The following is a 26,959-nucleotide window of genomic DNA, read 5'->3' on the forward strand; positions in this document are numbered from 1 at the left end:
GATCATTATAATTGAAAGAACCGAAAGCACACCTAGGAATTTGAATCTGTGTCTACTCAGGTGACGCATTGATTAACTCCCAATCCAATAACACTTTACATCGAGTTTATTTGTTGCACAAGCGGTTGTTTCCGCTACTCGCGACCATTCGGAGGTCTCTTCACTTCAACCTTCGGCCGCCATTCCATCTTTCAACGACTTTTGTTGAGGTTCTAGGTGTCGGATAATGCCAGCCATCCCCGGGCCAACCAAAGATCCACCAAGACAATACGCCATATATGCATGGAAACCATTCTCCTTTGCGCCTTCTTTTGATATCGCTTCGATGAGTCGCCGGCCCTCATCGAAGCCAACTCATCAATCCGAGCTCGCATATCAACGCTTAGATACTCGCGCACCTCAGTCCATCGCTCGCTTGTTACGAGGTACTGGGAAGCAGCCTGTAGCGGATCATACAGGTAGGCAGCCATACGCTTCTCGGCGTCCGGGTCCCTGACGACTGGCCGGTCGTACGGATGCGGCGAGCGATTTCTTGCCGCGTAGTGAGGTCCGGATATGCCTTGCAGCGGCTCGTTGGCTTCGAATCGAAAGCCGGTTCCGTAGGCCATCGGGATCCTCACAGCGTCTTCCCAAATTTCAGATACTGCAAGAAACGCAGTTATGTTCTGCACTCTGTTCCGAGTCGGCAAAGCGTCGGCGACGGCGGTGACTTGAGAGTCGGTAAATGGATAGAATATTTGACTCTCTCGATCTGCTTGGATTGTGTGGGGTTGAAGATACCTGCTCGACCGCAAGTCCCTTGCATGGGCATACAATAACTCCATGTTAGTGTTTGCGTTCACGCTTGCTAGCCATTCAGATATCGCCAGGTCGGTCAGCGCGTTCTCATACTCATTCGCTATTCGATGATTGATTCCGTAGATTTTACCTTGAACATAATCAAGAGTATTCGTCATGGTTTTATCCATCACGCCTTTAAACAGCGGCCATTGCCCGGACACCAATACCTCTGGAGGGTTTAACGGCGCGGCATTCGCATATGGTGCTACCAGAGATTCGGAGGGGATATATCCTTGTGACTCAAAGATGGATCGTTCCAGAGAAGCAATAAAATCAGTACTATCAACAAAGTCGGGATGCTTGACGATATGCTCTATTCCAGCAGCCTGCGCGAGCTCCGACGCAACCATCACGTCCTCAGAATCGTTCGAACCCTGCGTTACAGCCGTGATTTTGAGATCTTTTCGATCTTTTAATAATCCAAGTACTATTCGGCTATCGAGACCACCGCTAAGCCGTAGCTGAATGCTGTCTGAAAATCTCCGTTCGATGCCGCGAAGGGTTGCGTCTTGAAACGCGTCGGCGAGTTCATTGGCCCCAATACGCCGCGGATCTTCCGAATCCTGAAGAGTGATTTCGGGCGGCTTTGGATTAGGTCCAACGGAGGTTGCGCTGCCCACCACGGACAACGATGTCCGCGGAGGCAAAACCTTTACACCGGAGAACGGCGTAACTCCTGATACCGAATATCCGACGTTCAAGTACTCCCGCACGTAGTTGGGGTCGAGCTTGATGTCTGCAATTGCGCCGCCAGCGAGTCCGAGTGCCACGAGCAACGGCCGATTCGAGATGAAAATATACTCGCTGTTCTCACCATAGTGGACTGCTTCTAACGTCGGCACAGTGTTCCATGCGTAGAAACGATCGGTGCTACGGTCCCCGATTATCGCCATATAGGTCCCCCACACCTCTTGCGTGTATCGATAGGATCCTGCACGGCTATCAATTGAGTCGAGAAGGCGGCTGGCGGTATTCGGCGAGCTGGTAAGGGACCAGCGTCCTTTTTTCATCGCAAAATTGTCGGCCTCGTGGTCGGCCAACCAGGACGTCAAAACCGCGCCGCTACTGGAAACCTCAGATCGCGAGTCCGTGTTACCTCTGTACCGCGGCCCAACAAACTGATCGGCCTTAACAACCAGCGAACGGTGAAGGCTCTCTGGGTCAGCTGCATCCGTGGCCCCTGTTCGCTTCGGTATTGTCACCAGCACCAATGCCATATTTCTCCTCGTTCTTTACTGGACCGCAACGCGTTCCGTTCCGAGATCGAGGACTCTGTCGGCCCTAGCTCTCATGCGGGATTTATCCTACTGGAAGAAGTCGCATATTCTAACTTGAAGCAACGCTTGATCGTACAGCGACGGACCTAGGACTCGTCCAAGATCAGTCATCCCGCCAACCTTGTCGGGCATCCGTCCGATCGCGCGGCCCTGGGCGGTAGTTCACACGTCCCCACGTTCTCGAGCGGGCCCAAGCTTTCAGTGAACAGCATCTGAGGCAGAGTCATTCTTCCGTGAATCCTGCATCGACAGCGCCAACGTTCAGGAAGTCAGTCGTCCACCAACCAGCGCTGGACGCTCTAAGATGCTACGAACCACTGCCCACCGGGCAGCATCGTGTTCGCGGCCGACACCCGTATAATTGCTCAAATGTGTGTGCCCTGCCGGCTCTGTGAAAATTTACGATACCTTAATGTTAAGGGTGCAGAAACGCAATGGCGTCCGAACTTAGCAACGCTTACGAATACTTAGATCTCCGAGTTTCCTAGGTTGAAGAATGGACTTTCCTTCAGAACGGCACCTACAAGTTGGCGACTACTCGGAAGTCAGTTATTCTAACGCCCGAGGTGCAACGATAGTCCTGGGGTGCTAATCGTCGCGTCCGTAGTGCAGAGCGAATTCAGGAAAAATGATTCTACTTGCGCTCCAATCTCCCAAACCGCAACGTAGACTTGAAAACACTATTTCCCACGGCAGCCTGAAAGATAAACGCGCAAGATGAATAGCAGTCTCCTAACCAACGTCAACTTTTAAAAATCCGGGTACGCAAAGGGCGAATATGCCAATTCCCAGCCTGAAGTTACAGCTTGAATGAAGAATGAGCAATGGGAACGAACTATGTTGGAACCAGAAGCTCCTCTAACAAAGCGGAACTGCACACTTTGTACTTGTTGTATGCTTCTCGCAGTAAGTTTGATAAGCAAGACCAGGCGACCGCTGACAGTCTAACTCGCTCGCTCCCAGGAATTTGCGCCTCTTGAGCCCCCGTGTAGGCTACTAGAAGTCCAACACGTTCGCCAACCTGCACACCAGCGACGTCCGTCTGGTCTCGATTCGGGTGGACCCTACCGCGCCACCGCCAGTGGAAAGGCAAGCATTTGCATAAACCATTCGACCGTCCCCACATGGTGATGGCTGTCGGAAACTCGGTCACCGGCGATTCGCGCGTAGAGAAGATGGCTGTTACAGCAGCGAATTCTGGATTTGACGTGACCATTGTCGGCGTCAAGCACAGAACGACGCACACATTTGGAGCTTATAGAAACGTCCCTATTTACCGTCCGACACCGGATTGGACTGATTACAATAACTTCTTGAAAGCGAAGAAAGAGAGTTTTTCAGTCACGCAAGAATCGATTGAGGCAATCACCAAGTCCATCGATTCCAAAACCCGTGCTACGACTCGTCGTCTGCAAAACTTCGCGGACGGAGTTGGTGAGATTTCAAAGGTTATTGCCCCGATGCATCTGGATCGATATAAAACCCCCAATATCGACTGGATGACTGCCATAGTTGGCAAGGTGGGGCGGCTACGGCATCGAGCCGTTCAACCATGGGCAAATATCAAGAGTGGGAAAAGTTGGTTATACAGCGCGCAACCTGGGGCATGGAGGGAGCTTTGGAAACAAATTGAAGGTTTCGAGGCTTTGTTCCTGAACGCCTTCCGTGAACTCAAGCCCGATATCATACATGTGCACGATAGACACCCAATGTCGGCCGCCTATATTTATCAATCCGAGCAAAAGGCGCTTGGAATCGATCTCAATTGGATTTACGACGCCCACGAGTACTTACCCGGACAGCGATTCAGCGGACCAATACAGCATAGAATCGGATGGCTCGCAATGGAACGTGAAATGATCCAGAAAGCGAGCGCAGTTATCACTGTCTCGGACGAGTTGGCAGAGAATCTCGAAAGGAGGCATAGCCTTCTTCAGCGACCTTGGGTAGTATCGAACGCTCCGACTTCGACCGGCACCTCGCGACTTCTCTCCGGCCGTACTGATTTGCGGTCGGAATTGGCGCTCGATTCGAGTACTCCGCTTATGGTCTATGTGGGTAAGCTCGCCGAGCGGCGCGGCATTTACACCGCTGTGGACGCTTTGCCCCAGTTGGAAGGGGTCCATTTGGCGTATTTGGCTTCCAAAGACCCGGGTCCTCGTGACGAGTTGCGCAAGCGCGCCCTTGCGCACGGTGTCGAAGATCGATTGCATATACTGGATTATGTCCCTTCCTCATTGGTGCCCAGCTATATTTCGACAGCCACTATCGGGTTGAGCCCACTTTACGCTACTCCCGCCCATGAACTGGCCCTAGCCACCAAGATTCGTGAATATCTACAAGCGCAGCTTCCAATGGTCGTGTCGGATCTCAAGGTTCAAGGCGCATTCGTTCGTAGTACTGGAATTGGCGTCGCGCATGCACCAGGAGACACGCAATCTTTCGCTAAGGCCGTTCGAGCAGCATTGCGCGATATTGCTGACCTTCGAAGCAACATTTCGCCCGATCTATTGCGCGAACACTCTTGGGAACGCCAAGAGGAAGTCCTGGAAGTCGTCTGGAAAAGTTTCCTACCGCACAGTGTCGAGAAACAAACAATTCAAAAATCCGAGTCAAATTTATCCTCGGTCCAGGCTGCGCCCACTCTTTCACAGCGCACCCAGGCCATTGCCGATGCTGCGACCAGACTTGGGCTTCGGGCAATACTGAAGCGTCCTGACGGTTTCTTGTACCGAGTAGAGGGCGACGTCTGGCAGATGGTTGCTATCGCTGAGGGAGATCTTCGTTCTCAATTGTCAGTGTGGTCAAAAATCGTATCCGAACCTGGTCTATTCATTTTGGAAAGCTTCGAACCGCCGTTACCGATGTCTATTATTAGTCCTGAGGGAATGGTTCCGATGTTCCAAGACTCTGGAGTATCTGTACTGTACGACGCTCCAGAAGGCATCCTGAAAGACCCAAATGATGTCCTGGAGGTAGAGCCCCGAAGTTTCTGGGCTGATATCTCTTCAGAATCCGTCCAACGAACGTCGATTCGACGTCGCCGACTCCGGAAGCTACTCGAAGCCTGGAAACCTATTCTCACTTCCGCTGAACCGGGATTTGGTAACACCGAGAGCAATCGGCACTGGCTTCCTTTAATCCTACCGGTTGAAAAGAGTTCAAGCGACTCGTACAATCAGTCCACGGAAGCCGCTATTTCCGATGGGTTACGCGTGGGCATATCGACTGCTAACCGCTCAAAATCGGAACTGGAAGCAATTCGCTTGGCGATCAACAGCATACACGGTTATTCCATGTTCGATCCGTTTGATCAACTTGGCGAGATTGATATTGCGATCGGCAGCTTAACATCCGCAACTTATTCCGAGGACGACCTCAGGTTCATGGCGGCCGGCGTTCCAGTGATAGGAAACGTGTCGCCAGCTGTCAGGTTGTCGATTGAGCGCGAGGTCCCTATTATTCAATCTGATTTGGATTCGCTTCACTACGAGCTACAAAGGGTAGCAGGCGAACCGCAATTGCTATCCCAAGCTGCACGGAATGGACTCGACTTCGTTTCCACCTTCCACAGTTGGGAGGCATTCGACTCGGCACTCAGCGGAATTGTGCTCCACAGCTGATCGTGTTCGCAAGTGACTGTCGACCGATGCGCCGATTCGGTCAGCAAAAGGTTTAATGTCTATGGGTCATAGGGTTCTTTCAGATATTGAATTCTACCGGTGGCGATCTGGATCCTGTCGATCGCGTGCCGCCGTCCGACCTTGCTGCGCGGGCCAATGTCACCCTCACCGATCTCAACGATGCTGTGAAGGCCGCGGACATCGTCCTGCTGCTCGTCGACCACACCGAGTTCGGCCGCATCGACCGTTCGCAGTTCGCCCAGAAGATCGTCCACGACACCCGAGGCGTGTGGAACTGACCGCCTCTCAAACTCACTGAATGCGACTGTGGGTGCCCGGATCATCCGGGCGCCCACAGTCACATTGGCCGTTAGAGTGAGTTCATGATCCCCTCACACGAGGTTCCGGCTGACCTCCTCACATTTTTGGACCGCCCCTTCGACGCACAAATGGCGTTCTCCTATCCGCGGGAATCCTGGTCTCGATGGCTCGGGCACTTGGACGAACTCGGCCCATTCATCGACGACCTGCCGGCAGCACTGGATCGACCAACGGTCACCGAACTCGTCGCCACGCACGCACACAACGATCCCATCTCCGCTTTCGTTCCCGTAATGATCTGGGGCCATGGGAACTCCGGCTACGGTCCGTACCGGGTGGCCCGCGTACTCACGCAGTCGAATACACCCATGGAATCTCAGGTGGATCAATCGGTCGTCCGCAAGCTCGCCGAAGGATATCGAGTTGCCGCTGCAGAGGGCCCCATCGCGGGGTACTGCCGAATGAACAATGAGGCCTACATCAAGCACCTCGGGCCCGCTTTCTTCACCAAATGGCTGCACTTCTCCACGGCGGCGACAGCGACTGATCCTGCCGGGGTTGCCCCGATTCTCGACCGTTTGGTTCTCGACTGGTTGCACGATCACGACATCACGATCAGGGCTGGCAAGACCCCCGGGTACGAAACCTACGTCTCGCTGCTCTCATCGTGGGGAGAGGAGCTCCACGGCCTCGGCCCCGCTCAAGTCGAGGAGCGGATATTCCGACTCATCCGCGATGCACAAGAAGCCGAGAGAAACCTCGAAGCGCTCTGAGTGAAGGACTGTGGGCGCCCGGATCATCCGGGCGCCCACAGTCTTTGAATGAACCGATCGTCGGCCTGAGCTCGGTCGACGACCACTCCCCTACTTGTACGACTCGTACTCCTTGACGACGTCATCGGTGGGGCCGTCGGCCCGCAGAACGCCCTTTTCGATCCACAGCGTGCGATTGCACGTATCGCGAATCGAGCGCATCGAATGCGAGACGAGGAAGACCGTACCGGCGTTCTCGCGGATCTCACGGATCCGGCCCTCACTGCGCTGCTGGAACTTCTTATCGCCCACGGCGAGTGCCTCATCGACGATGAGGATCTCGTGCTGCACCGCGGTGGCGATGGCGAACTTGAGGCGTTGCGACATGCCCGAGGAGTACGTGCGCATCGGCATGTCGATGAAGTCGCCGAGGCCGGTGAAGTCGACGATGTCGTCGAACTTCGCTTCGATCTGCGATCGGGTCATCCCGAGGGCCAGTCCGCCGAGGATGATGTTGCGTCCGCCTGAGAGGTCGGGGATGAGCGCGGCACCGACGCCGAGGAGGTTCGGCCGCGCACTCGCGTACACGGCACCCTGCGATGCCGGGGTCAGGCCGGTGATCGTGCGCATGAGCGTCGATTTGCCCGAGCCGTTGCTACCGATGACACCGATCGACTCGTTCGCGTACGCCACGAAGCTCACGCCCTTGAGCGCATGGACCTCACGCAGCCCGCGGGTCTTCTGGAGCATGCCGCCGGCACCGCCGAGCTTGAGCTTCTTGCCCGTGGCCAGTGTCTTGTAGACGACGTGGACGTCGTCGCAGACGACGACGGGCGAATGCGGTTCGTTCGTCTCGCCGGGAGTCGTGTTCTCACTCATCGCGACCGTACCTTTCCTCGGCCTGCCAGAAGAAGACGAAGCCGAAGGCGAAGATCACCGCGGCCCAGATGGCGAAGTACCCGAAGTATTCGTAGGGGATCTCGTAGCCGTTCATGAGGATGCCGCGCGAGATCGAGAGCACCTCGTTGAGCGGATGCCAGTCCGCCAGGGGCTGCAGGTCGGGCCTGCCCAACCGGTCGATCATCTCATCGAGGGAGAAGAACACACCCGAGGTGTAGAAGATCATCCGGGAGATGAACGGCGTGACCTGGCTGAGGTCCCGGAAATGGACGGTGATGCGGGCGAAGATGAACGCCACACCCTGGCAGAAGATCCAGAAGAGGAGGATGAGCGGGATGAAGAGCAGCCACTCCCAGGACGGCCTGGCCCCGTAGATGACCGCGACGATGATCATCAGCGCCATCGTCGGCATGAAGTTGAGGAGGTTCTGCATGACCGTCGCGATCGGCAGGACGATGCGCGGGAACGGCAGTGACTGGACGAGAGAGGCGTTCGAGATGATCGACTTCGCACCGCCGTTCATCGACGAGTTGAAGAACTCGAGCATGAAGACGCCGATGACGACGAAGGGCACGAAGTCCGGAGGCCGCACTCCTGCACCCTTGAGCAGCACACCGAAGATCGTGCCGTAGATGATCGCCGAGAACGTCGGGCGCAGCACGACCCAGAGCATGCCGAGCCGATTGCGTTCGTTCTCCGACTGGATCCGGTACCGGGACAGCGTCAGCGTGAAGTCACTGCGCTTCCACAGCTGCTTGATGTATTGGGGGAGAGACGGCCGCCCACCCACTCTGTCGAGTCCATGCTCGGCAGCAAGCTTGGCCATGTCCATGTAGGTAAAGATTCTCTCGTCGGCAATGGGGTTTGAACACAGGAAGTCTACGCGATGACCGCGTACCGGTCTCACAAGCGGCTGTGAGCCTTGAAGTCGAATTCGGGGTCGTCGAGCTGCGCGCGCGTCGGACGATTGGAGCCGGCGAGGACCCGCCGTGCGGCGGCCTGCATGGGCGGCCAGTTGAGCGTTTCGACGCCGACGAGCTCGGCCTCCGGCTCCGGTCCCGCGAAGTGGAAGACCTGGAACTTCGCCCCGCTGGGATCGCTGCGGACAATCGTGTCCGTGGCATCAGGGCTGGTCAGACCCGCCGTGAAGACCTTCTCCGGGCCCTGGAAGCTCCAATGCCACGGAACGTCGGTCCAGGGCTCCACCCCCGCCGAGGCGGTCGCCCCGTCCCGTGCGCCACCGTCGGCATCCTCGGCGAGGATCTGCTCGGCGAGGTACTTCCCGTGGCTCTCGGCGACCGGCTCGCAGGCCCACGGATGGTTGACCGGGAACCGGCCGCCGACGATGTGGGCACAATCACCTGCCGCCCATACTCCCGGGTAGGCGGTGCGCAGGTGCGCGTCGACGTCCCACGCGAACGTCGGCGCCTCCCCCGCCACCGTGCCTTCGGGATCGGCGGGATGCTCGTCGGTCGTCGGCAGGGACCCGTTGATGGGGATCCGCACTGGACGGGCGCCGACGCTCGTGACGAAGAGATCGTGGACGCCCTGCGGGATCGCCGCGGCATCGGTGTGCTCGGTGACGAAGCGGACGCCGGCCTCCTTGTGCTTGGCGAAGAGCGCCTGCCGCACCGGTGCCGAGAGCTGCCGGCGCAGCGGCTCGGTCCCGCGCAGGTAGACCGTCGCCTTGTGTCCGGCAGCGACGGCGGCGCTGGCTACCTCGATCCCGAGGTACCCGGACCCGAGCACGCCGACGTCGAGCGGGTCCCCCGCCTCGGCGACGAAGCCGCGGATCCACTCCGCCTCGCCGAGGTTGTAGACCGGCAGCGCATCCGGGTACCCGGGGATCTCCGGCCGGTCGGCCTCCATTCCCGTCGCGAGGATGCAGTGCGTGAAGTCGAGGGTCTCCCCCGAGGCCAGGTGCACGGTCCCGGCGATCTCGGCTCCCGCCTCGGCGAGGGTGAGGGAGACGGCGCGATGCCGGACGTAGGTGATGCCCTCATCGGACTCGAGGTGGTAGGGCAGGTGGTAGCGGGCGTCGTCGAAGAGGTGCTTCGACAGCGGGGGCCGCTCGTACGTGTCACCCGCCTCCGGGTCGACGAGGGTGACGGGCTGGCCTGCCTGGCTGAACTCTCTGGCGGCGGTGGTCCCGGCCAAGCCGGCACCGATGATGACGATCTGCTTCCCCATAGCTCCATGCTAGACCGGGACCGCCCCATGTCAGACCGGGTGAGGCGCGCGCCGGAGTGAGCGTCGTCACTGCTCGGTGGGTGGCTGGTTCACTCAAGCACAAGCGCACTTTTCGACTGTTCCTCGCGGCGAAAAGTGCGCTTCGGCTTGAGCGAGGGCGTTGCTACCGCTGGCGCGCGTCCGCCTCTCGGCCCGCCAGCTTCTTGTTGTTGGCGCGGGCGACGGCGACGGCGGCCGGCGGATTCTCCCCCGTCCACGCGTCGGCGCCGCGGATGCCGAGTTTGATCGGATCGAAGACCGGGTCGAGTCCCGCCTTCTTCTGCGCCGTGTAGTCGCGGAGCACCTTCGCGACGAGCGGGGCGAGGAAGACGAGGCAGATCATGTTGATCCAGCCGAGCGATCCGTAGCCGATGTCGCCGATGCCCCAGATGAGGTCCGCGGGAAGGACCGCGGAGAGGAACGCGATGACGACCATGAGGACCTGGAGGATGCGGGTGACGATCCGCAGCGCGGCACCTTTGAAGAGGTATGCGGCCGCCGAGGTGGAGATGTAGTTGAACGCGATGAGCGTCGTGAACGCGAAGAGGAAGAGGGCGAGGGCGACGAAGACCGACCCGAAGCCGGGGAAGACCGAGTCGAGGGCGACCTGGGTGTTCTCCGTGCCGGGTTCGATCCCGGGCATGTTCTCCATCAGGGTCCGCCCCGCCTCGGTGACGACGTTGTAGCTGTCGGTCATGAGGATCATGATCCCCGTCGCCGAGCACACGAGGACCGTGTCGACGTAGATCGAGAACGCCTGGACGATGCCCTGCTTGGCCGGGTGGGAGACCGATGCCGCCGCCGAGGCGTAGGTGCCCTCACCGACGCCGGCGACGTTGGAGAACACGGCCCGGCGCACACCCCACGCCACGGCCGCGCCGACGATGCCGCCGAAGACCTCGTGGACGCCGAACGCCGAGCTGAAGACGAGCGCGATGACGGCGGGCACCTTGTCGAGGTTGACGACGATGACGACGACCGCGAGCAGGATGTAGCCGGCGGCCATGAACGGCACCGCCTTGTCGGCGACCGCGGTGATCCGCTTCGTCCCGCCGATGACGATGATGCCGAAGACGACGGCGACGATGAGGCCGGTCACCCATTCGGGGGTGCCGAAGGCGACGTTGGCGCTGTTGGCGATGTTGAAGCTCTGCACGCCGGGGGCGAGGATCGCGTAGAGGATGACGGTGGCAGCGGCGGCGATGACGGCGAGCCACTTCTGTCCGAGGCCGCGCTCGATGTAGTAGGGGATGCCGCCGCGGTACTCGCCGTCGATGCGGCGCTTGAAGACCTGGGCGAGCGTCGACTCGGCGAACGCCGTCGCCCCGCCGAGGATGCCCATGACGATCATCCAGAACAGGGCACCGGGCCCGGCCACGGCGATCGCCGTGGCGACACCGGCGATGTTGCCCACGCCGACGCGGCTCGACAGGGTGAGGGCGAGCGCCTGGAAGCTCGAGATCCCTCCCTCGTCGCCGGCGGAGCTCTCCTTGAGGATCTTCACGAGATCGGGCAGTCGTCTGATCTGCACCGCTCCCGTCCAGATCGTGTAGAGCAGGCCGAGGCCGAGGGCCATATAGGCCATGGGATTCCAGATGCCGGTGTTGATCGTGCCGATGACGTCGAGCAGGTCGTCCATAGGTCGACTCCTTTGTGACATGGACTCAGTGACAGGGACTGCGGAAACGGGACTGTGGAACTGGGAACCGGGGAACGTGACACACGCCACCCCATGTGTGTACCATTGCACAGTAACATGTCACACCGCATTAAAGAAGATGCGATCGAACCAGAGGGAGAACCCATGTCGACCAAGCCCTGGCACGGTGTCATCGTCGCCACCGCCCTGCCGTTCACCGACGACTACGCCGTCGACTACGACGCCTTCGCCGAGCACGTCGCGTGGCTCGCCGCCAATGGCTGCGACGGAGTCGCCCCCAACGGCTCGCTCGGCGAGTACCAGACGCTCTCCGACGACGAACGCGCCCGTGTCATCACCACCGCGGTCGAGGCGAGCCCCGCGGGCTTCCACGTCATGGCCGGCACCGGCGCCTACGGAGCCCTCCAGTCCCAGCGGTGGGCGGAGCAGGCAGCGGAGGCCGGCGCCACCTCGGTGATGCAGCTGCCCCCGAACACGTACCGAGCCGACGCCGAGATCGTCAGGGATCACTACGCGAGGGTCGCCTCCGTCGGCCTGCCCGTCGTCGCCTACAACAACCCCATCGACACGAAGGTCGACCTCGTCCCCGAGCTCATCGCCGAGATCCACGCCGCCGGCCACGTCGTCGGCGTCAAGGAGTTCTCCGGCGACCCTCGCCGCATCTACGAGATCAAGGAGCTCGCTCCCACCCTCGACATCCTCATCGGCACCGACGACACCGTCCTCGAGGTCGGCCTCGCCGGCGCTGTCGGCTGGGTCTCGGGCTACCCGAACGCGATCCCCCGCGCGTGCATCGAGCTCTTTGAGCTGTGCACCTCCGGCGACGTCGCCGACCTCGTCCGCGCCCAGGAGATCTACCGCGACCTCCACTCGCTCCTGCGCTGGGACTCGAAGACCGAGTTCGTTCAGGCGATCAAACTCTCGATGGACGTCCTCGGCCTGCGCGGCGGACTCTGCCGTCCCCCGCGCCTGCCGCTGTCCCAGCCGTTGGTCGAGCGCATCGTCGCCGACACCGAGGCCGCGGCCGCCAAGGGATACGCGACCGAGACCCGGGCGACCGCCTCGGCGCTCTAGATATCATGCGAAGACCGGATCCCGGGGACCTCCCGGGACCCGGTCACCCGATCGGCATCCCCTCACCGTCGAGGGGCCCTGGCCATCAACGAGGAGGCCGTCTTGCGCACGTCTCGCGTCTTTCACGCCGTCGACTCGCACACCGAGGGCATGCCCACCCGCGTCATCACCGGCGGGGTCGGCGTGCTCCCGGGAGCGACGATGGCCGAGCGCCGCGCATGGTTCATTGCCCACCGCGACGAGCTGCGCACCCTGCTCATGACCGAACCCCGCGGGCACGCGTCGATGTCGGGGGCGATCCTCCAACCCCCGACCCGATCCGACGCGGACTGGGGTGTCCTCTACATCGAGGTCTCCGGATGCCTGCCGATGTGCGGACATGGGACCATCGGCGTCGCCACCGTCCTCGTCGAGACGGGAATGGTCGAGGTGAGCGAACCGGTGACGACGATCCGCCTCGACACTCCGGCAGGTCTCGTCCTCGCCGAGGTGGCCGTCACCGACGGTCACGCCGACTCCGTGACGATCACGAACGTCCCCTCCTTCTCCGACCGCCTCGGCGCCGAGGTGGAGGTGCCGGGCCTCGGAACAGTCACCTACGACCTCGCGTTCGGGGGCAATTTCTATGCGATCGTCGACACCGAGAGCCTCGGCATCGAGTTCCGGGAGGACCGGAGCAACAAGGACGAGCTGCTCGCGGCGGGGCTGGCGATCATGGACGCGGTCAACGCGAGCGATCCGCCCGTCCACCCGGAGCGCGACGACATCAGCGGCCTCCACCACGTCTACCTCACGGCCCCGGGCTCGGATGCCGCACGGTCCCGGCACGCGATGGCGATCTCCCCGGGCTGGTTCGACCGGTCCCCGTGCGGGACGGGCACGAGCGCGCGGATGGCCCAGCTCCACGCGCGCGGGCAGCTGCCGCTCGAGACCGACTTCGTCAACGAGTCCTACATCGGGTCCCGGTTCGTCGGCCGACTCGTCGGGGAGACCAAGGTGGGTGGCCGTCCCGCGGTCGTGCCGACCGTGACCGGCCGGGCCTGGGTGACCGGCACCGCCCAGTACTTCCTCGATCCGTCCGATCCGTTCCCGGCGGGATTCCTCCTATGAGTATCCTCGTAGTCAGCCGACGAAAGGACTCTCCCGTGCCGGATCTCCCCCGCCTCGATCGCCCGAAGAACCTGCGCGAGACCGTGCTGGGCCGCCTGCGCACGGCGATCATCACCGGCGACCTCGCCGAGGGGGAGCTCGTCTCGGCGCCGGTCCTCGGCGAGCAGCTCGGGGTCTCGGCGACCCCGGTGCGCGAGGCGATGATGGACCTCTCCCGCGAGGGCCTTGTCGAGACCGTGAAGAACAAGGGCTTCCGGGTGACGACGATGACGGACAAGGACCTCGACGACCTCGCCGCGATCCGCCTCCTCATCGAACCGCCCGTCATGCACGCAGTCGCCGAGAACATCACCGAGGAGGCCTTCGCCGAGCTCACGGCGCTCGCCGATGCGTGCGCCCGGGGTGCCGCCGAGGAGGACCTCGCCGAGTACCTCGCCCACGACCGCAGCTTCCACGCGCGCGTCCTCTCCTATGCCGACAACCCGCAGCTCACCGAACTCGCGACCTCCCTGCGCCTGCGCACCCGCCTCTACGGCATCGCCGCGCTCGCCCGCCAGGGCAGGCTCGTCGCCTCCGCGCAGGAGCATCATGAGCTCATCCGTCTCCTCCGCGACCGTGACGGGGCGGGCGCCGAAGCGCTCATGCGCGCCCACATCGGCCATGCCCGCTCGATCTGGGCGACCGGCGGCGAGGCGGGCGACGCTGGGGGTGTCGGCGGTAGGGGTGCCAGCGGCGCAGGTGCCGGTGGTAGGAGCGCCGGCAGTGCGAGTGCCGGCGGTGCGAGTTTGGGAGGCGGCGCGGGAGGTTCGGGCGGCCTGGGAGATGCACCGTGATGGGCTCGGGCGCATGAGGCGGCCGGACGGGACCAGCGACGTTCTCGTCATCGGCGCCGGCATCGTCGGCAGCGCGATCGCCTACTATGCGACCCGCGCGGGTCTGAGCGTCACCGTCGTCGAGCGCGGTCTGCCCGCCTCGGGAACCTCGTCCCGCTGTGAGGGCAACCTCCTCGTCTCCGACAAGGAACTCGGACCCGAGCTCGCGCTCACCCAGTATTCGCTGAGCCTGTGGAAGGGCGAACTCGCCGAGTTCGCCGACCGCTGGGAGTTCGAGGCCAAGGGCGGGATCATCGTCGCCTCCCGCGAATCGAGCCTGGCCTCCCTCGACCGGGTGACCACCGCCCAGCGGGCCTTCGGCGTCGAAGCGATCCCCCTCGATCCGAATCAGCTGCGCGAGCTCGAACCCCATATCACCGCCGAGGCGCTCGGGGCCGCGTTCTATCCCGATGACTCCCAGGTCCAGCCCATGCTCGCCGCCGGCCATCTTCTCGCCCTTGCCGAGGACCGCGGGGCGCGGCTCGTCACCGACTCCCCCGTCGTCGAGCTGCTGCGTGCCGGCGATCGGGTCACCGGGGTGCGGACGCCGACCGGGTCGTACTCCGCCGGGCACATCGTCAATGCCGCAGGGACGTGGGCGAGCGAGATCGCTGCGATGGCCGGGATCGAGCTTGCCGTCCTGCCGCGGCGCGGCTTCGTCCTCGTCACCGAACCCCTGCCGCCGATGATCGCCCACAAGGTCTACGCCGCCGAGTACATCGACAATGTCGGCAGCTCCGCCGACGACCTCCAGGCGAGCCCCGTCGTCGAGGGAACCCCGGCCGGGACGATCCTCGTCGGTTCGAGCCGGGAGCGCGTCGGCTTCGACGAACGGGTGAGCAGTGAGGCGCTCGGGGCGATTGCCCGCAACGCCGCCGCCCTCTTCCCGTTCCTCTCAGACACCCGCATCCTCCGCCACTACCACGGCTTCCGCCCGTACTGCGCCGATCACCTGCCGGTCATCGGACCCGATCCGAGAGCGCCGGGGCTCTGGCATGCGTGCGGTCATGAAGGTGCGGGCATCGGACTGTCGGTGGGCACGGGCAAGCTCCTTGCCCAGGCGATGGCAGGCGAGGACGCGGACCGCGACCTCACGCCGTTCGCCCCCGAACGGTTCGAGCAGTCGGGACTCCTCGACGGGCCGGCAGAAGTCACCGGGGATTCGGGGATCGTCGGGCCGGCGGGGGTCGAGGCGACAGGGCGAAATGCTGTCCCCACATGGAGGGAGGAGTCGGCATGAGCGATGAGGTCACCGCGTCCTTCGACGGATCCCCGCTGAGCGCGCCCGCGGGAGCGAGCGTCGCCGCCGCCCTCCTCGCTTCGGGACGCACGAGCTGGCGGACGACCCGGGCTGGTCGGCCGCGCGGACTCTTCTGCGGGATCGGCGTGTGCTTCGACTGCCTCGTCGACATCGACGGTCAGACCGGGCAGCGGGCGTGCATGATCCCGCTCGCCGAGGGCATGGACATCCGCAGTGCGGGCGGACACGCTCGTCGGGTGCGTCCGACACCCCGCGGTGGCGGTCGGCCTTCCCGCGCCGACGGCCCACCTCCCCGCGGTGACGATGGGACGACCGCCGACAATCGGGGCAGACGATGAGTCCCGCTCTCACGGCAGACATCGCCGTCATCGGAGCCGGGCCGGCCGGCCTCGCGGCAGCGAATGCCGCTGCCGCCGGCGGAGCGTCGACCATCCTCGTCGTCGATTCGGCCATCCAACCGGGAGGTCAGTTCTGGCGGCACCGCACCGAAGCCTCGGCGGGCGATGACGGGCACCTCCACCACGGGTGGGACGACTACCTCGCTCTGCGGGCGGCCTTCGATGCGAGCATCGCCACCGGCGTCATCGACTTCCGGCCCTCAACCTCGGTGTGGGCGGTGGCAGCGGGCGAGGACGGCTTCATCCTGCGGCTCGCCCCGAGCCACGGCCCCGGACAGTCTCCCGACCCGGTCGTCCGGGCGTCGCGCCTCATCATCGCCACCGGCGGTTACGACCGGCAGATCCCCATCCCCGGCTGGGACCTGCCCGGGGTCATGGCCGCCGGCGGCATCCAGGGGTTCGCGAAGCAGAACGACCTGCTGCCGGGCAGGCGCTTCGTCATCGCCGGCACCGGCCCGTTCCTCCTCCCCGTCGCCGACACCGTCGTCCGGCTCGGCGGCGAGGTCGCCGCCGTCCTCGAATCCTCCCGCCTCACCGGGTGGCTGCCGCACATGAGGTCGGCCGCAAGGGTGCCGGAGAAGGCGCTCGAAGGTGCCGGCTACGCGTGGACGTTCCTCCGCGAGCGCATCCCCTATCGGACCCAGACCGTGATCACGGAGATCCTCGGCGACGATCGGGTCGAGGCCGTGCGCACGGCACGGATCGACTGCCTCGGCGAGGTGGTTGCCGGCACTGAACGGATCCTCGACGACATCGACGCGGTCGGTCTGGGGTGGGGGTTCACCCCGCAGCTCGAGCTGCCGGTCGCCCTCGGGGCGGACACACGGGTCGATGTCGACGGGTCGCTCGTCGCCGTCGTCGACGAGGGTCAGCGGTCCTCGGAGCCCGGGCTCCTCCTCGCAGGCGAGGTCACCGGGGTCGGCGGTGCTGCCCTCGCGGTGGCCGAGGGTCGTGTGGCCGGAGCCGTCGCCGCCGCTGAGGTCACCGGGCGGACGGCGCCGGGGCTGCGCGCCGAGCGGGCGACGATCGCTCGCCACCGGGCGTTCGCCGCATCGATGCACCGGGCTCATCCGGTGCCTGCGGGGTGGGAGGGCCGCCTCGGCGAGGACACAATCGTCTGCCGGTGCGAGGAGGTGCCGGCGGGTGCGATCGTCCGTGCTCGCGACGGGCTGGCCGCCACCGATGCCCGGTCGCAGAAGAACATGACGCGTGCCGGCATGGGCTGGTGCCAGGGCCGCGAGTGCGGGTTCGCCGTGACGTGCCTGTCGGGTCGCGGCGGCGAGGCTGCACCCGGTGCCGGCCATCCGGCGCACGCCGAGGATGCAGCTGCGTCACTCGCGCAGACGATGAAGCGACCGGTCGCGCAACCGGTGCCGCTGTCGACGTTCTTCGACCTGTGACGCCGAAGACCGTTGTCGGTCAAGCCGGAGCGCACATATCGAAGCGAGGAACCGTCGAAAAGTGCGCTCCGGCTTGACCGAGGACCTGGCTCAGAGCTCCGTCGTCTGGCTTCCGCCTTCGGGACGCTGGCCGGTGACCTTGGCCTTGATCATCTGCGCAAGGCCCGCGACCTTCCCGCCCTTGAGCCCCCAGTGCTGGGCGGAGTCGGTGACGACGTGGAGGAGGCCGAGGTTCGGGTCCTCCTTGCCGCCCTCGAACCATGTGGCCGCATCGTCGTTCCAGAGGTAGTCGATCTTCGCCTGGCTGTCGACGAATTCGACCATGCCGGCTACCGAAAGCCAGTTCCCGGCCTCGGAGACGGCGATGTTGACGTGCGGGTTCTGCCGCAGGGCCCCGGCCTGATCACCGTCGAGGCCGATGAAGAACCAGACGTCGGCATCGTCGGTGACCTGTTGCGGCGCCATCGGGTGGGCGAGGAGCTTGCCGTCGGCGAGCGCTGTCGTGAGCATGACGTACTTGGCGTCGCGGAGGATGCGCACGACGTCGCGCTGGTCGAGGCCGTCGGTTGCGGACTCCTCCCGTCGGTGGCGGCGGTCGGTGGCGTCGCGCTGCGGGCCGGTCGCGGCGTAGCCGACGGTCGCGGACTCGTCGATCGCGGTGTGCGAGCCGTCCGGGTTGCGGTAGAGAGTGAAGCCCTCGGCGGTCGCGGTCTCCTGAGCGCGAGCTTCGACGTTCTCCTCGGTGTAGCCGACCTTCGCGCCCTGTTCGATGTCAGCGGTGCCGCCGATCTTCTCGGTCGCGTGGTCGAGGCCGGCAGCGGCGTCGCGTGCCGTCTCTTCTCCGTTGGACTCATTCCTGTTGCGGCTCATGATGCTCCCCTTCGCAGACGGATTCCGTCCCCGAGCGCCTGCACGCGAGCGGTTGCCCGGCAGGCCACGGACGGTCATGCCGTCATTCTCACACGAGCGCGCCGAAAACAACAGTGGCCTTGTCTCAACTGGCGGTTCTCAACCGGCGCCGGGCGCACCGCACTCGCCTGCGCGCGTTCGGCCACCTCGGCGAAACGCTGCGACTGCGGAACCGCAGAGCCACCGGGGACGGTCCGACCGCCTCGGCGAGGGGATGGGGCTGATGCGGCCGCCTGGGCACGGTCCTACACTGGGAGGCATGAGCGAACCATCTGTCACCGTGACCGAGATCCCCGACGGCGCCGCGATCATCGACGTGCGCGAGGACGACGAGTGGGAAGCCGGACACATCGAGGGCGCGATCCACGTTCCCCTCGGCGAACTGCCCGAACGCCTCGACGATCTGCCGCTCGACGACGACATGTACATCATCTGCCGCACCGGCGGACGGTCGCTGCGGGCGACGGCGTGGCTCAACCTCAACGGCTTCGACGCCTACAACGTCGAAGGCGGCATGGGTTCGTGGAACATCGACAACGGCAAGCCCATCGTCTCGGAGACCGGCCAGGAACCCTGGGTGAAGTGAAGCGGTCGCGGCACGACGCCGCGACCCTGGACGTGGGCTGACTACCGCCTGTGACCTGCCCTCATGCATGGGCGTCTGCGTCCACGATGCAAGAACTCGGGGGCCCTGACTGTGTCGAGGCGAACGTGTTTGGCAAGGTAGGCATATGACTACTCGTGCCGGCCAACTCGCCCAGGACAGGGACCTCATCGACGTCCCCGCACTCCTCGACTCCTATTACGACCTCGTCCCCGATCCGTCGGTGCCGGGACAGGCCGTGAGCTTCGGGACCTCGGGGCACCGCGGCTCGAGCTTCAATCGGGCCTTCAACGAAGCCCACATCGCCGCGATCACCGCGGCCATCGTCGACTACCGCAAGGATCACGGTGTGCGCGGACCGATCTTCCTCGGCCGCGACACCCACGCGCTGAGCGAACCCGCGTTCCTCACCGCCCTCGAGGTCCTCGCCGCCGCCGACGTCCCCGCCCTCATCGACGAACGCGACGGCTACACGCCGACCCCTGCGCTCTCCCATGCGATCCTCGGCTTCAACGCGGGCAAGTCGATCGGCGACGCCCAGGCCGACGGCATCATCATCACCCCCAGCCACAATCCCCCGGCCGACGGCGGCATCAAGTACAACCCGCCCCACGGTGGACCCGCCGGCACCGAGGCGACGAAGTGGATCGCCGACCGCGCCAACGCCTACCTCGAAGCCGGGTGGGAGAAGATCCCGCGCACGAGCTTCCAGCGCGCCTTCCATCTCGAGAACACCGAGAACTTCGACTTCATCTCCAACTACGTCGGCGACCTCTCCTCGGTCATCGACATGGACCTCATCCGCGACTCCGGGCTGAGGATCGGTGCGGACCCGCTCGGCGGGGCGAGCGTCGACTACTGGGCAGCCATCGCCGAGGACTTCGACCTCAACCTCACCGTCGTCCACCCCGAACTCGACCCCACCTGGTCGTTCATGACGCTGGACTGGGACGAGAACATCCGCATGGACTGCTCGTCGCCGTTCGCGATGGCCGGCCTCATCGCCTCCCGGAACGACTACGACATCGCCACCGGCAACGACGCCGACGCCGATCGCCACGGCATCGTCACCCCCGACGCCGGTCTGATGAATCCCAACCACTACCTCGCGGCCGCGATCGACTACCTCCTGGAGAACCGTCCCGACTGGCCCGCCGAGGCGGCAATCGGCAAGACGCTCGTGACCTCCTCGATCGTCGACCGGGTCGTCGCCGCCCACGGGCGCCGCCTCTTCGAGGTCCCCGTCGGCTTCAAGTGGTTCGTCCCCGGCCTCCTCGACTCGACCCTCGCGTTCGGAGGTGAGGAGTCCGCCGGTGCGTCCTTCCTTCGCCGAGGTGGCAAGGTGTGGTCGACGGACAAGGACGGCATCATCCTCGCCCTGCTCGCCTCGGAGATGACGGCGAAGACCGGGCAGACACCGTCACAGCGCTATGCGGGGCTCGCCGAGAAGTTCGGCACGAGCGCCTACGCCCGCCAGGACGCGCCGGCCAACCGCGAGCAGAAGGCCCGCCTCGGCGCCCTCGAACCCTCGCAGGTCACCGCATCGACGATCGGCGGGGAGGACGTCACCTCGGTGCTCACCTCGGCACCCGGCAACGACGCGCCGATCGGCGGACTCAAGGTGACGACCGACAACGCTTGGTTCGCCGTGCGACCGTCGGGCACCGAGGACGTCTACAAGATCTATGCCGAGTCCCTGCGCGACGAGGACCACCTGCGCGCCGTCCAGCACGATGCACGCACCCTCGTCGACGGGGTGCTCGGCAAGCAGCCGCAGGGGTGAGGCTCGGACGCTAGGGCCTGCGGAATACTCTCGCCTGGTTCTCCGTTGACTCATTCAATCGTCAACTAGGAGGCAGTCATGCAGGCCAGGAATTCCCTTCGCTCGATCAAGAAGCAGCCGGGTTCGCAGGTCGTCCGTCGTCGCGGACGCACCTACGTCATCAACAAGCTCAACCCGCGCTTCAAGTCGCGCCAGGGCTGATCAGCTGAGACATGCAGAAGGGCGCCGGTTCCCATCTCGGGAACCGGCGCCCTTCTCGTGTGCGGTCGTCGGCGAGACGGCCCAGGACGTCCCCGCGGGGACGTCTCTCACTCTGCTGCCGCGTCGTAGGCGTCGCGGTTGGCAGCGATCTCGGCCGTGTGGGTGGCCGCCCATTCGGCAAGTGCGAGGACGGCGGGCACGAGGGACAGGCCCAACGGCGTCACCTGGTACTCGACGCGGGGAGGGATCTCCGCGAACATCTCCCGCTCGACGAGACCGTCGCGCTCGAGCTGACGCAGCGTCTGCGTGAGCATGCGCGACGAGATCCCCGGAGTCATCGACTTGAGCTCGGAGAACCTCCGCGGACCCTCCTGCAGCATGCCGATGAGCATCATCGACCACTTGTCGCCGACGCGGGCGAGGATCGATCGGAACACCTCCGGGTCGACGTTCGGACCCTCACAGATCGCCTCCATGCGCGGTTCGTCGACGCCTCCACGGGCATCGTTCCTCACTGATGGGTCAGTCATCGCCTTACTCTCCTCCCCGCGCACTGCCGACTCGCCTCGGTGCGGCGGCCCTGTCGTGCCCCTCCTCACCGAGGCGACCCACCCCAGAGATCGTCCCTGGCCAGGTCAAATGGTTACCTCCGTGTGACTCGGTGACGTTGCTGTGCGTGCCACACCCTGCGGAATAATTACCGACGGTATCTAGGTTACCACTGGTAACTATTGACAGTACGAACCGTCCGAAAGGGGCACAATGCTCGTTCTCTCCATCATCACGTGGGCCCTCTCCGGCCTCCTCGCCGCACTCTTCCTCATGGCCGGCCTCGCCAAGGTGCGCAGCCCGCACAATTCGACGAAGCCGATGCCCACCCTCCTCGACTACACACCCGGTCAGGTCCGGTGGATCGGCATCGTCGAAGTCCTCGGGGCGATCGGCATCATCCTGCCCGCACTCCTCGGCATCCTCCCCTGGCTCACCGTCGTCTCCGCACTCGGGCTCGCCCTCATCCAGTTCCTCGCGATCTTCGCCCACAGGAAGCACAACGAGGCATTCACCATGAACATCATCGTTATGGTCGTCGCACTCGCTGTCGCTGTTCTGCGCATCGCAGGGGTCTGATGACGATGAGGGAATCCACTGCAGTCGACCGGGCCGCGGCCGCTGACCCGACTCCCGAGTCAGCGACCCCGCGCAAAGGCACCGGGGTGATCTGGCTCCTCCTCGGCGCCGCCTTCGTCACCCTTTTCAACGAAACGGTCATGGGTGTCGCCATCCCGCACCTCGTCACCGACCTCGGCGTCACGCTCACCCTCGCCCAATGGACGACCACGGCTTTCATGCTCACGATGGCCGTCGTCATCCCGACGACGGGCTACCTGCTCAAGCGCCTGAGCACGCGACAGGTGTTCCTCTTGGCGATGAGCCTCTTCACCGCCGGAACGCTGCTCGGCGCACTCGCACCGGAGTTCTCCGTCCTCCTCGTCGCTCGCGTCATCCAAGCCTCGGGCACGGCGATGATGATGCCGCTGCTCATGACGACGATCATGACCCTCGTTCCCGCGCACGAACGCGGTCGGTTCATGGGACGGATCACGATCGTCATGGCCGTCGCCCCGGCCCTCGGACCGACGCTGTCCGGGTTCATCCTCAACGTGCTCAACTGGCACTTCCTGTTCTGGACGATCCTGCCCGTGGCGATCCTCATGATGATCATCGGGGCGCTGCGTCTGCGCAACATCGGCGAACAGAGCCACTCACCGCTGGACTGGGTCTCCCTGCCGCTGTCCGCCTTCGGCTTCGGTGGACTCGTCTACGGGTTCAGCACCCTCGGCAGCGCCACGCCCGATTCCGCCCCTCAAGCGCTGACCGCCCTGGCCGTCGGTGTGCTCAGCCTGGGACTGTTCATCTGGCGGCAGATCGTCCTCCAGCGGGACGACCGGGCCCTGCTCGATCTGCGAGTGTTCCGGTCACGGACGTTCGCCCTGGCCATCGGCCTCGTCGTCGTGATGATGGCGGCGATGTTCGGTTCGATCATCCTCCTGCCGATCTACCTGCAGAACGTCCTCGCCCTCGATTCGGTGACGACCGGGATGCTCCTGCTCCCCGGTGGCCTCGTCATGGGCCTGGCCGCGCCGATCGTCGGTCGCCTCTTCGACCGCTTCGGTCCGCGACCGCTCGTCATCCCCGGGGCGCTCATGGCCAGTGCCGTGCTCTGGTCGCTCACCCAGCTGGACGAGAACTCACCGGCGTGGTTCGTCCTCCTCGGACACATGGGGCTCTCGATCGGCGTCGCCTTCATGATGACGCCGCTGCTCACCTCGGCGCTCGGATCGCTCACCCCGCAGCTCTACTCGCACGGGTCGGCGACGGTCGGCGCGATCCAGCAGGTCGCCGGGGCGATCGGCACGGCACTGTTCATCACCGTGCTCAGCATCGGCACCGTCCAGGCCGCCGGTTCGGGCGCGGCCTCGGTCGCCGCGCAAGCCGACGGGGTCTCGGTGGCATTCCTCGCCGGCGCGGTGCTCTCGCTCATCGCCGTGGTCGGCAGCTGGTTCGTCCGCAACCCGGCCCCGCTCGCCGCCCCAGCGTCGCCGGCCGCGAAATGAACCGGCCAGAGAGCTGAGCAGCGCAGAGCGCCCCGTCCCGGAGGAATCCGGGGCGGGGCGCTCTGCTGTGATCACCCGCCTCGGCGGGGTTCGCACGGTTCCGGACGACCGCCTCGGTGAGACTGAGCGGATGCCGCGGTACACAGCAAAAACCCGCCCCAGAATCACCTGGGACGGGGTTCGCTGTGTCTGGGAGGAATTTCGATTGCGGCCACGCGAAGACCCTAGGCCAGATGATCATCCGGTTATAGTTGCGAAATGGCCAATCCACCTCGGCTGCAGACGCCACCTTGGTCTCAAAACGACCTCAGGGCGCTCGGGAAGGCACTCCGGGATGGAACAACGCCCCCAGGCAGGGCACCAGATTATGAGGAGGTACTTGCGTGGTACCTCGACTTCTCTGGCGATGTCCTGGAGCACCTCGAGGGCCTCGATTGGTCGCCACTGGGATTGGCAGCGGCGCCCGGAACATCGCGCCCAAAGACAGTTGGCACTTTGATCGAAAAACTCCGGCGAGATCGCTCGACTCCATTGCAGAACATCGGCGACCTGGCAGGGGTTCGCATCGACGCCGATATGTCTCTTTCGGTGCAAACTGCGTTCGCTGATTCGGTCGCGGCCACAATTCGCGACGAGGTTGGTGATGCGAACGTCTTCATTAAAGATCTGCGTGGAGGCGAACACAGTGGGTATCGTGCAGTCCACGTCTTGACCAAGTATCCGGCGGGCCGATGCGAAATTCAGCTTCGAACGCAGCTTCAGAGCGCATGGGCCAACGCGTATGAACTTCTCGCGATGATTGTGGGACGAGAGATTCGCTACGGAGGTATGCCGTCAAATGCTCCCGGGCGAAGCCTCGTAGTGTCGATGCTGCAAGAATCACGGACCATCGCAGAGTTCGAGGGTCGCCTGAACCTTCTCAGTCACTTGTCTCACGTTTCCGAATCAGTCGACGAAGCCACACGCAAGATCCTGGCGTCCAAGTACAATGAAGACAAGAAGGGTGAGGAGCCGATCCTGCGGTCGTTGCACGACATGGAGCAAAGGCTACTCGCGTTAGTGAGAGGGGACCGTGATGACTAAATTCGTCCTCGCCTATAACAAGCGCACCGCTGAGCTCGTGGTTCTGGAGAAGTTCGGTGAGTCCAAGGACGCCGTCCGACGGCGTATGGAGCTGGCCGAAACTCACTTCGGCTCCGACTGGGAATTGGCGGTTCTCACGAGCCGAGATGAAGAGACTCTGCGCTCGACACATCAGAGGTACTTCGCCTCATCAGTTTGACGCATTTGACGTGCCATGAGGCTGGCCCTCACCAGGTCTGTCTACGACTCACATCCTCGAGCGAGTTCAGTCGCGTCATCAGACTGTGGTTCGACAGGTGCCAGAATTGAGGCATGACATGCATCCTGTGTGCGATCGCCAACGGGACCGAAGAGGCCGAGATCATCTTCGAAGATGACGACTGTCTGGCCATCACTCCACTGCGCCCGATGACCCCGGCACACGTTCTCCTGTTCCCGCGCGAGCACGCAGCCGATCTGCCTTCGTATCTCGACAGTTCGCCAGAGGGGGCCGGACGTCTGATGCGCCGGGCCGCTCAGACTGCGCGCACCTTGGGCTTCGAGTCTCGTGGATACCGGCTCGCCTGGAACTTTGGGCCGGACACGAACCAGAAGATCACGCACCCGCACCTTCATCTCCTCGGTGGACGGTCGCTGTCCGATCAGCTCGGCTGAAGGTTGTTGCGGCACCGGGAAGCTGAGCGGAGGCCTGCGGCACACAGCAGAACCCCGCTGCCAGGATCACCCGGAACGGGGTTCAGCTGTCACTGCGCGTCGACGGCCAGGACGGGACCGCCTCGGCGAGGGGCCGTCGGAACCGAAATGATCAGAGGTGCGCTTCGGGCGCAGACTTGACGTACTCGTCGACGGTGTCGTTCTTGAACGCGTCCTGGAGCTTCTTCAGCTCGTCCTGGTCGACGTTGACGATCGACTGACCGTCGGCCGAACGGCCGACGCCGGCGGTCGGGGACGTGAAGAACTCGATGTCGCCGGGGCGGACGTCGCGCATCGCGAACGCGGTCGAGGAGATGTACTGGGCGTTGAGACCGGAGTCGACGTACATGTACGGGGCGAACTCGGTGACCATCTCCTGGATCTTCGCCGGATTCGACAGGGTGTCGGCGGAGATGAGCTCATTGATAAGGCCCTTGATGAACGCCTGCTGATTGCGGGCGCGCTGGAAGTCGCCGTCCTTGAAGCTCTTGCGCTCGCGCACGAAGGTGAGCGCCTCGTCGCCGTTGAGGAGGTTCTCGCCCTTCTCGAACGTGTACCCGTTCTGGGTGAACGCCTGTTCGGAGTTGACCCGGACCCCGCCGAGGCTGTCGGTGAGTCCCTTGAAGCCCTCGAAGTCGATGATGGCGACGTGGTCGATGGGGGTGCCGATGAAGTCAGAGACCGTCTTCACGGCCAACGGCAGTCCGCCGTAGGACAGTGCCGCGTTGATCTTCGCCTTGCCCTGGCCTTCGATGTCGACCCAGCTGTCGCGCGGGATCGACATGATCTGGACGTTCGACCCGTTCTCAGGCAGGTGCATGACGAGGATCGAGTCCGAGCGCAGGCCGCGCGAGGAGTTGACGTCGACGTCCTTCATCGGCTCGTCGGAGCCGAGGAGGAGGATGTTCGTTCCGCCCTCCTCATTCTTCGCCTCGGGGCGCTGCGAACCGAAGACCTGCTCATCGCTGAGCTGATTGGCATTGTCGTCGAAGGACCGACCGACGTTCCACAGGTAGACACCGACACCGAGGACGCCGAGGACGACGACGACGAGGACGCCGACGAGGACCTTGCGCCACACGCGCTTCTTCTTCCGTCGCGGTCGCCGGGATTCCTCACTGTCGTTGTCGTTGGTGAAGATGTCATCGAACGGGTTGTTGTCCGTCATCGGCGCTCCGGATCTGGGTTCGGGGCGGCGCAGGGGCCGGCAGAGGAGAGTGGGCAATCCCGCTCATTGTATAGGGGTCCGATGACGTCCCGATGACCCACTCTGCCGATTCGCGTGGCCTGTCGAACCCCTGATGGCAGGGCTGCTTGCCGGGTCGGGAGCCGGTTGCGGCGGGGGCCGTCAGGC

The 26,959-nt window shown here is 63.7% G+C and carries 25 protein-coding genes; 17 read left to right on the plus strand and 8 right to left on the minus strand.

Annotated features, from left to right (window positions below; translation table 11 throughout):
- Positions 1-212 precede the first annotated feature (212 nt).
- Positions 213-2,057, minus strand: coding sequence for an asparagine synthase-related protein (locus FJ887_RS09840; protein WP_140955319.1), 1,845 nt, complete (start codon positions 2,055-2,057; stop codon positions 213-215).
- A gap of 1,184 nt (positions 2,058-3,241) precedes the next feature.
- On the opposite strand from FJ887_RS09840, the gene FJ887_RS09845 reads away from it, so the two are divergent.
- From FJ887_RS09845 to FJ887_RS09855, 3 genes are all read left to right on the plus strand, one after another.
- Positions 3,242-5,740, plus strand: a complete 2,499-nt coding sequence (locus FJ887_RS09845; protein WP_140955321.1) for a glycosyltransferase family 4 protein — start codon at positions 3,242-3,244, stop codon at positions 5,738-5,740.
- 86 nt (positions 5,741-5,826) lie between these two features.
- Positions 5,827-6,039, plus strand: a complete 213-nt coding sequence (locus FJ887_RS09850) for a UDP binding domain-containing protein (RefSeq protein WP_350457226.1) — start codon at positions 5,827-5,829, stop codon at positions 6,037-6,039.
- An 84-nt stretch (positions 6,040-6,123) separates the two neighbouring features.
- A complete protein-coding gene (locus tag FJ887_RS09855; protein ID WP_140955323.1) occupies positions 6,124-6,834 on the plus strand; it encodes an 8-oxoguanine DNA glycosylase OGG fold protein in 711 nt (236 codons plus the stop codon).
- 90 nt (positions 6,835-6,924) lie between these two features.
- On the opposite strand, the gene FJ887_RS09860 is transcribed toward FJ887_RS09855, so the two are convergent.
- The 4 genes from FJ887_RS09860 to FJ887_RS09875 form a co-directional block, all read right to left on the minus strand.
- Positions 6,925-7,692 carry an ABC transporter ATP-binding protein gene (locus FJ887_RS09860; protein WP_101624409.1) on the minus strand — a complete coding sequence of 256 codons (768 nt, stop codon included), beginning with the start codon at positions 7,690-7,692 and terminating at the stop codon, positions 6,925-6,927.
- Entirely contained in the window at positions 7,685-8,539 is an 855-nt protein-coding gene (locus FJ887_RS09865; RefSeq protein WP_350457227.1) for an ABC transporter permease, read from the minus strand. The genes FJ887_RS09860 and FJ887_RS09865 overlap by 8 nt, the downstream gene beginning before the upstream one ends.
- A 77-nt stretch (positions 8,540-8,616) precedes the next feature.
- Positions 8,617-9,903: an FAD-dependent oxidoreductase gene (locus FJ887_RS09870; RefSeq protein ID WP_140955327.1), complete on the minus strand. Its 1,287-nt coding sequence runs from the start codon at positions 9,901-9,903 to the stop codon at positions 8,617-8,619.
- 163 nt (positions 9,904-10,066) lie between these two features.
- Entirely contained in the window at positions 10,067-11,581 is a 1,515-nt protein-coding gene (locus FJ887_RS09875; RefSeq protein ID WP_140955329.1) for an alanine/glycine:cation symporter family protein, read from the minus strand.
- Between the two features lie 165 nt (positions 11,582-11,746).
- Between FJ887_RS09875 and FJ887_RS09880 the strand changes: the two genes are divergently transcribed.
- The 6 genes from FJ887_RS09880 to FJ887_RS09905 all read left to right on the plus strand — a co-directional run bounded on the left by FJ887_RS09880 (position 11,747) and on the right by FJ887_RS09905 (position 17,717).
- Positions 11,747-12,676, plus strand: coding sequence for a dihydrodipicolinate synthase family protein (locus FJ887_RS09880; RefSeq protein WP_140955331.1), 930 nt, complete (start codon positions 11,747-11,749; stop codon positions 12,674-12,676).
- Positions 12,677-12,778: 102 nt separating this feature from the next.
- A complete protein-coding gene (locus FJ887_RS09885) occupies positions 12,779-13,786 on the plus strand; it encodes a proline racemase family protein (protein WP_140955332.1) in 1,008 nt (335 codons plus the stop codon).
- Between the two features lie 35 nt (positions 13,787-13,821).
- Positions 13,822-14,619 (plus strand): GntR family transcriptional regulator, encoded by a 798-nt coding sequence (locus FJ887_RS09890; protein WP_063250414.1) that lies wholly within the window; start codon positions 13,822-13,824, stop codon positions 14,617-14,619.
- Positions 14,620-14,632: 13 nt separating this feature from the next.
- Positions 14,633-15,898 (plus strand): NAD(P)/FAD-dependent oxidoreductase, encoded by a 1,266-nt coding sequence (locus FJ887_RS09895; RefSeq protein WP_100227434.1) that lies wholly within the window; start codon positions 14,633-14,635, stop codon positions 15,896-15,898.
- Positions 15,895-16,257 carry a (2Fe-2S)-binding protein gene (locus FJ887_RS09900; protein ID WP_140955333.1) on the plus strand — a complete coding sequence of 121 codons (363 nt, stop codon included), beginning with the start codon at positions 15,895-15,897 and terminating at the stop codon, positions 16,255-16,257. The genes FJ887_RS09895 and FJ887_RS09900 overlap by 4 nt, the downstream gene beginning before the upstream one ends.
- On the plus strand, positions 16,254-17,717 hold the full coding sequence (locus FJ887_RS09905) for an FAD/NAD(P)-dependent oxidoreductase (protein ID WP_140955334.1): 1,464 nt from the start codon (positions 16,254-16,256) through the stop codon (positions 17,715-17,717). The genes FJ887_RS09900 and FJ887_RS09905 overlap by 4 nt, the downstream gene beginning before the upstream one ends.
- 90 nt (positions 17,718-17,807) lie before the next feature.
- Here the strand turns inward: FJ887_RS09905 and FJ887_RS18350 are convergent, their stop codons facing one another.
- Positions 17,808-18,587 carry a pyridoxamine 5'-phosphate oxidase family protein gene (locus FJ887_RS18350; protein WP_140955335.1) on the minus strand — a complete coding sequence of 260 codons (780 nt, stop codon included), beginning with the start codon at positions 18,585-18,587 and terminating at the stop codon, positions 17,808-17,810.
- Between the two features lie 298 nt (positions 18,588-18,885).
- On the opposite strand from FJ887_RS18350, the gene FJ887_RS09915 reads away from it, so the two are divergent.
- The 3 genes from FJ887_RS09915 (at position 18,886) to ykgO (ending at position 21,214) form a co-directional block, all read left to right on the plus strand.
- Entirely contained in the window at positions 18,886-19,212 is a 327-nt protein-coding gene (locus FJ887_RS09915; protein ID WP_009377292.1) for a rhodanese-like domain-containing protein, read from the plus strand.
- A gap of 145 nt (positions 19,213-19,357) precedes the next feature.
- Entirely contained in the window at positions 19,358-21,013 is a 1,656-nt protein-coding gene (pgm, locus tag FJ887_RS09920; protein ID WP_140955336.1) for a phosphoglucomutase (alpha-D-glucose-1,6-bisphosphate-dependent), read from the plus strand.
- Positions 21,014-21,091: 78 nt separating this feature from the next.
- Entirely contained in the window at positions 21,092-21,214 is a 123-nt protein-coding gene (gene ykgO / locus FJ887_RS09925) for a type B 50S ribosomal protein L36 (RefSeq protein ID WP_009377295.1), read from the plus strand.
- Between the two features lie 107 nt (positions 21,215-21,321).
- Here the strand turns inward: ykgO and FJ887_RS09930 are convergent, their stop codons facing one another.
- A complete protein-coding gene (locus FJ887_RS09930) occupies positions 21,322-21,744 on the minus strand; it encodes a winged helix-turn-helix transcriptional regulator (RefSeq protein ID WP_223289975.1) in 423 nt (140 codons plus the stop codon).
- A gap of 232 nt (positions 21,745-21,976) precedes the next feature.
- On the opposite strand from FJ887_RS09930, the gene FJ887_RS09935 reads away from it, so the two are divergent.
- From FJ887_RS09935 to FJ887_RS09955, 5 genes are all read left to right on the plus strand, one after another.
- Positions 21,977-22,342, plus strand: a complete 366-nt coding sequence (locus FJ887_RS09935) for a DoxX family protein (protein ID WP_009377301.1) — start codon at positions 21,977-21,979, stop codon at positions 22,340-22,342.
- Positions 22,343-22,347: 5 nt separating this feature from the next.
- Positions 22,348-23,829 (plus strand): MDR family MFS transporter, encoded by a 1,482-nt coding sequence (locus tag FJ887_RS09940; RefSeq protein ID WP_250786210.1) that lies wholly within the window; start codon positions 22,348-22,350, stop codon positions 23,827-23,829.
- A gap of 258 nt (positions 23,830-24,087) precedes the next feature.
- Positions 24,088-24,912 (plus strand): RelA/SpoT-related domain-containing protein, encoded by an 825-nt coding sequence (locus FJ887_RS09945; RefSeq protein ID WP_081590981.1) that lies wholly within the window; start codon positions 24,088-24,090, stop codon positions 24,910-24,912.
- On the plus strand, positions 24,905-25,111 hold the full coding sequence (locus tag FJ887_RS09950) for a hypothetical protein (RefSeq protein ID WP_009377306.1): 207 nt from the start codon (positions 24,905-24,907) through the stop codon (positions 25,109-25,111). The genes FJ887_RS09945 and FJ887_RS09950 overlap by 8 nt, the downstream gene beginning before the upstream one ends.
- A gap of 113 nt (positions 25,112-25,224) precedes the next feature.
- Positions 25,225-25,566 carry an HIT domain-containing protein gene (locus FJ887_RS09955; RefSeq protein WP_009377308.1) on the plus strand — a complete coding sequence of 114 codons (342 nt, stop codon included), beginning with the start codon at positions 25,225-25,227 and terminating at the stop codon, positions 25,564-25,566.
- Positions 25,567-25,717: 151 nt separating this feature from the next.
- Here FJ887_RS09955 and FJ887_RS09960 read toward each other — a convergent pair whose 3' ends face one another.
- Positions 25,718-26,773 (minus strand): LCP family protein, encoded by a 1,056-nt coding sequence (locus FJ887_RS09960; protein WP_009377310.1) that lies wholly within the window; start codon positions 26,771-26,773, stop codon positions 25,718-25,720.
- Positions 26,774-26,959: the final 186 nt, after the last annotated feature.

The organism is Brevibacterium sp. XM4083, assembly GCF_006489205.2.
GTDB lineage: Bacteria > Actinomycetota > Actinomycetes > Actinomycetales > Brevibacteriaceae > Brevibacterium.

What these genes read in the sequence shown, in the direction of transcription:
- FJ887_RS09840 (WP_140955319.1), bottom strand. Translation starts at nt 2,057, where the DNA reads ATGGCATTGGTGCTGGTGACAATACCGAAGCGAACAGGGGCCACGGAT.
- FJ887_RS09845 (WP_140955321.1), top strand. Translation starts at nt 3,242, where the DNA reads ATGGTGATGGCTGTCGGAAACTCGGTCACCGGCGATTCGCGCGTAGAG.
- FJ887_RS09855 (WP_140955323.1), top strand. Translation starts at nt 6,124, where the DNA reads ATGATCCCCTCACACGAGGTTCCGGCTGACCTCCTCACATTTTTGGAC.
- FJ887_RS09860 (WP_101624409.1), bottom strand. Translation starts at nt 7,692, where the DNA reads ATGAGTGAGAACACGACTCCCGGCGAGACGAACGAACCGCATTCGCCC.
- FJ887_RS09865 (WP_350457227.1), bottom strand. Translation starts at nt 8,539, where the DNA reads ATGGCCAAGCTTGCTGCCGAGCATGGACTCGACAGAGTGGGTGGGCGG.
- FJ887_RS09870 (WP_140955327.1), bottom strand. Translation starts at nt 9,903, where the DNA reads ATGGGGAAGCAGATCGTCATCATCGGTGCCGGCTTGGCCGGGACCACC.
- FJ887_RS09875 (WP_140955329.1), bottom strand. Translation starts at nt 11,581, where the DNA reads ATGGACGACCTGCTCGACGTCATCGGCACGATCAACACCGGCATCTGG.
- FJ887_RS09880 (WP_140955331.1), top strand. Translation starts at nt 11,747, where the DNA reads ATGTCGACCAAGCCCTGGCACGGTGTCATCGTCGCCACCGCCCTGCCG.
- FJ887_RS09895 (WP_100227434.1), top strand. Translation starts at nt 14,633, where the DNA reads ATGAGGCGGCCGGACGGGACCAGCGACGTTCTCGTCATCGGCGCCGGC.
- FJ887_RS09900 (WP_140955333.1), top strand. Translation starts at nt 15,895, where the DNA reads ATGAGCGATGAGGTCACCGCGTCCTTCGACGGATCCCCGCTGAGCGCG.
- FJ887_RS09905 (WP_140955334.1), top strand. Translation starts at nt 16,254, where the DNA reads ATGAGTCCCGCTCTCACGGCAGACATCGCCGTCATCGGAGCCGGGCCG.
- FJ887_RS18350 (WP_140955335.1), bottom strand. Translation starts at nt 18,587, where the DNA reads ATGAGCCGCAACAGGAATGAGTCCAACGGAGAAGAGACGGCACGCGAC.
- FJ887_RS09915 (WP_009377292.1), top strand. Translation starts at nt 18,886, where the DNA reads ATGAGCGAACCATCTGTCACCGTGACCGAGATCCCCGACGGCGCCGCG.
- pgm (WP_140955336.1), top strand. Translation starts at nt 19,358, where the DNA reads ATGACTACTCGTGCCGGCCAACTCGCCCAGGACAGGGACCTCATCGAC.
- ykgO (WP_009377295.1), top strand. Translation starts at nt 21,092, where the DNA reads ATGCAGGCCAGGAATTCCCTTCGCTCGATCAAGAAGCAGCCGGGTTCG.
- FJ887_RS09930 (WP_223289975.1), bottom strand. Translation starts at nt 21,744, where the DNA reads ATGACTGACCCATCAGTGAGGAACGATGCCCGTGGAGGCGTCGACGAA.
- FJ887_RS09935 (WP_009377301.1), top strand. Translation starts at nt 21,977, where the DNA reads ATGCTCGTTCTCTCCATCATCACGTGGGCCCTCTCCGGCCTCCTCGCC.
- FJ887_RS09940 (WP_250786210.1), top strand. Translation starts at nt 22,348, where the DNA reads ATGAGGGAATCCACTGCAGTCGACCGGGCCGCGGCCGCTGACCCGACT.
- FJ887_RS09945 (WP_081590981.1), top strand. Translation starts at nt 24,088, where the DNA reads ATGGCCAATCCACCTCGGCTGCAGACGCCACCTTGGTCTCAAAACGAC.
- FJ887_RS09950 (WP_009377306.1), top strand. Translation starts at nt 24,905, where the DNA reads ATGACTAAATTCGTCCTCGCCTATAACAAGCGCACCGCTGAGCTCGTG.
- FJ887_RS09955 (WP_009377308.1), top strand. Translation starts at nt 25,225, where the DNA reads ATGACATGCATCCTGTGTGCGATCGCCAACGGGACCGAAGAGGCCGAG.
- FJ887_RS09960 (WP_009377310.1), bottom strand. Translation starts at nt 26,773, where the DNA reads ATGACGGACAACAACCCGTTCGATGACATCTTCACCAACGACAACGAC.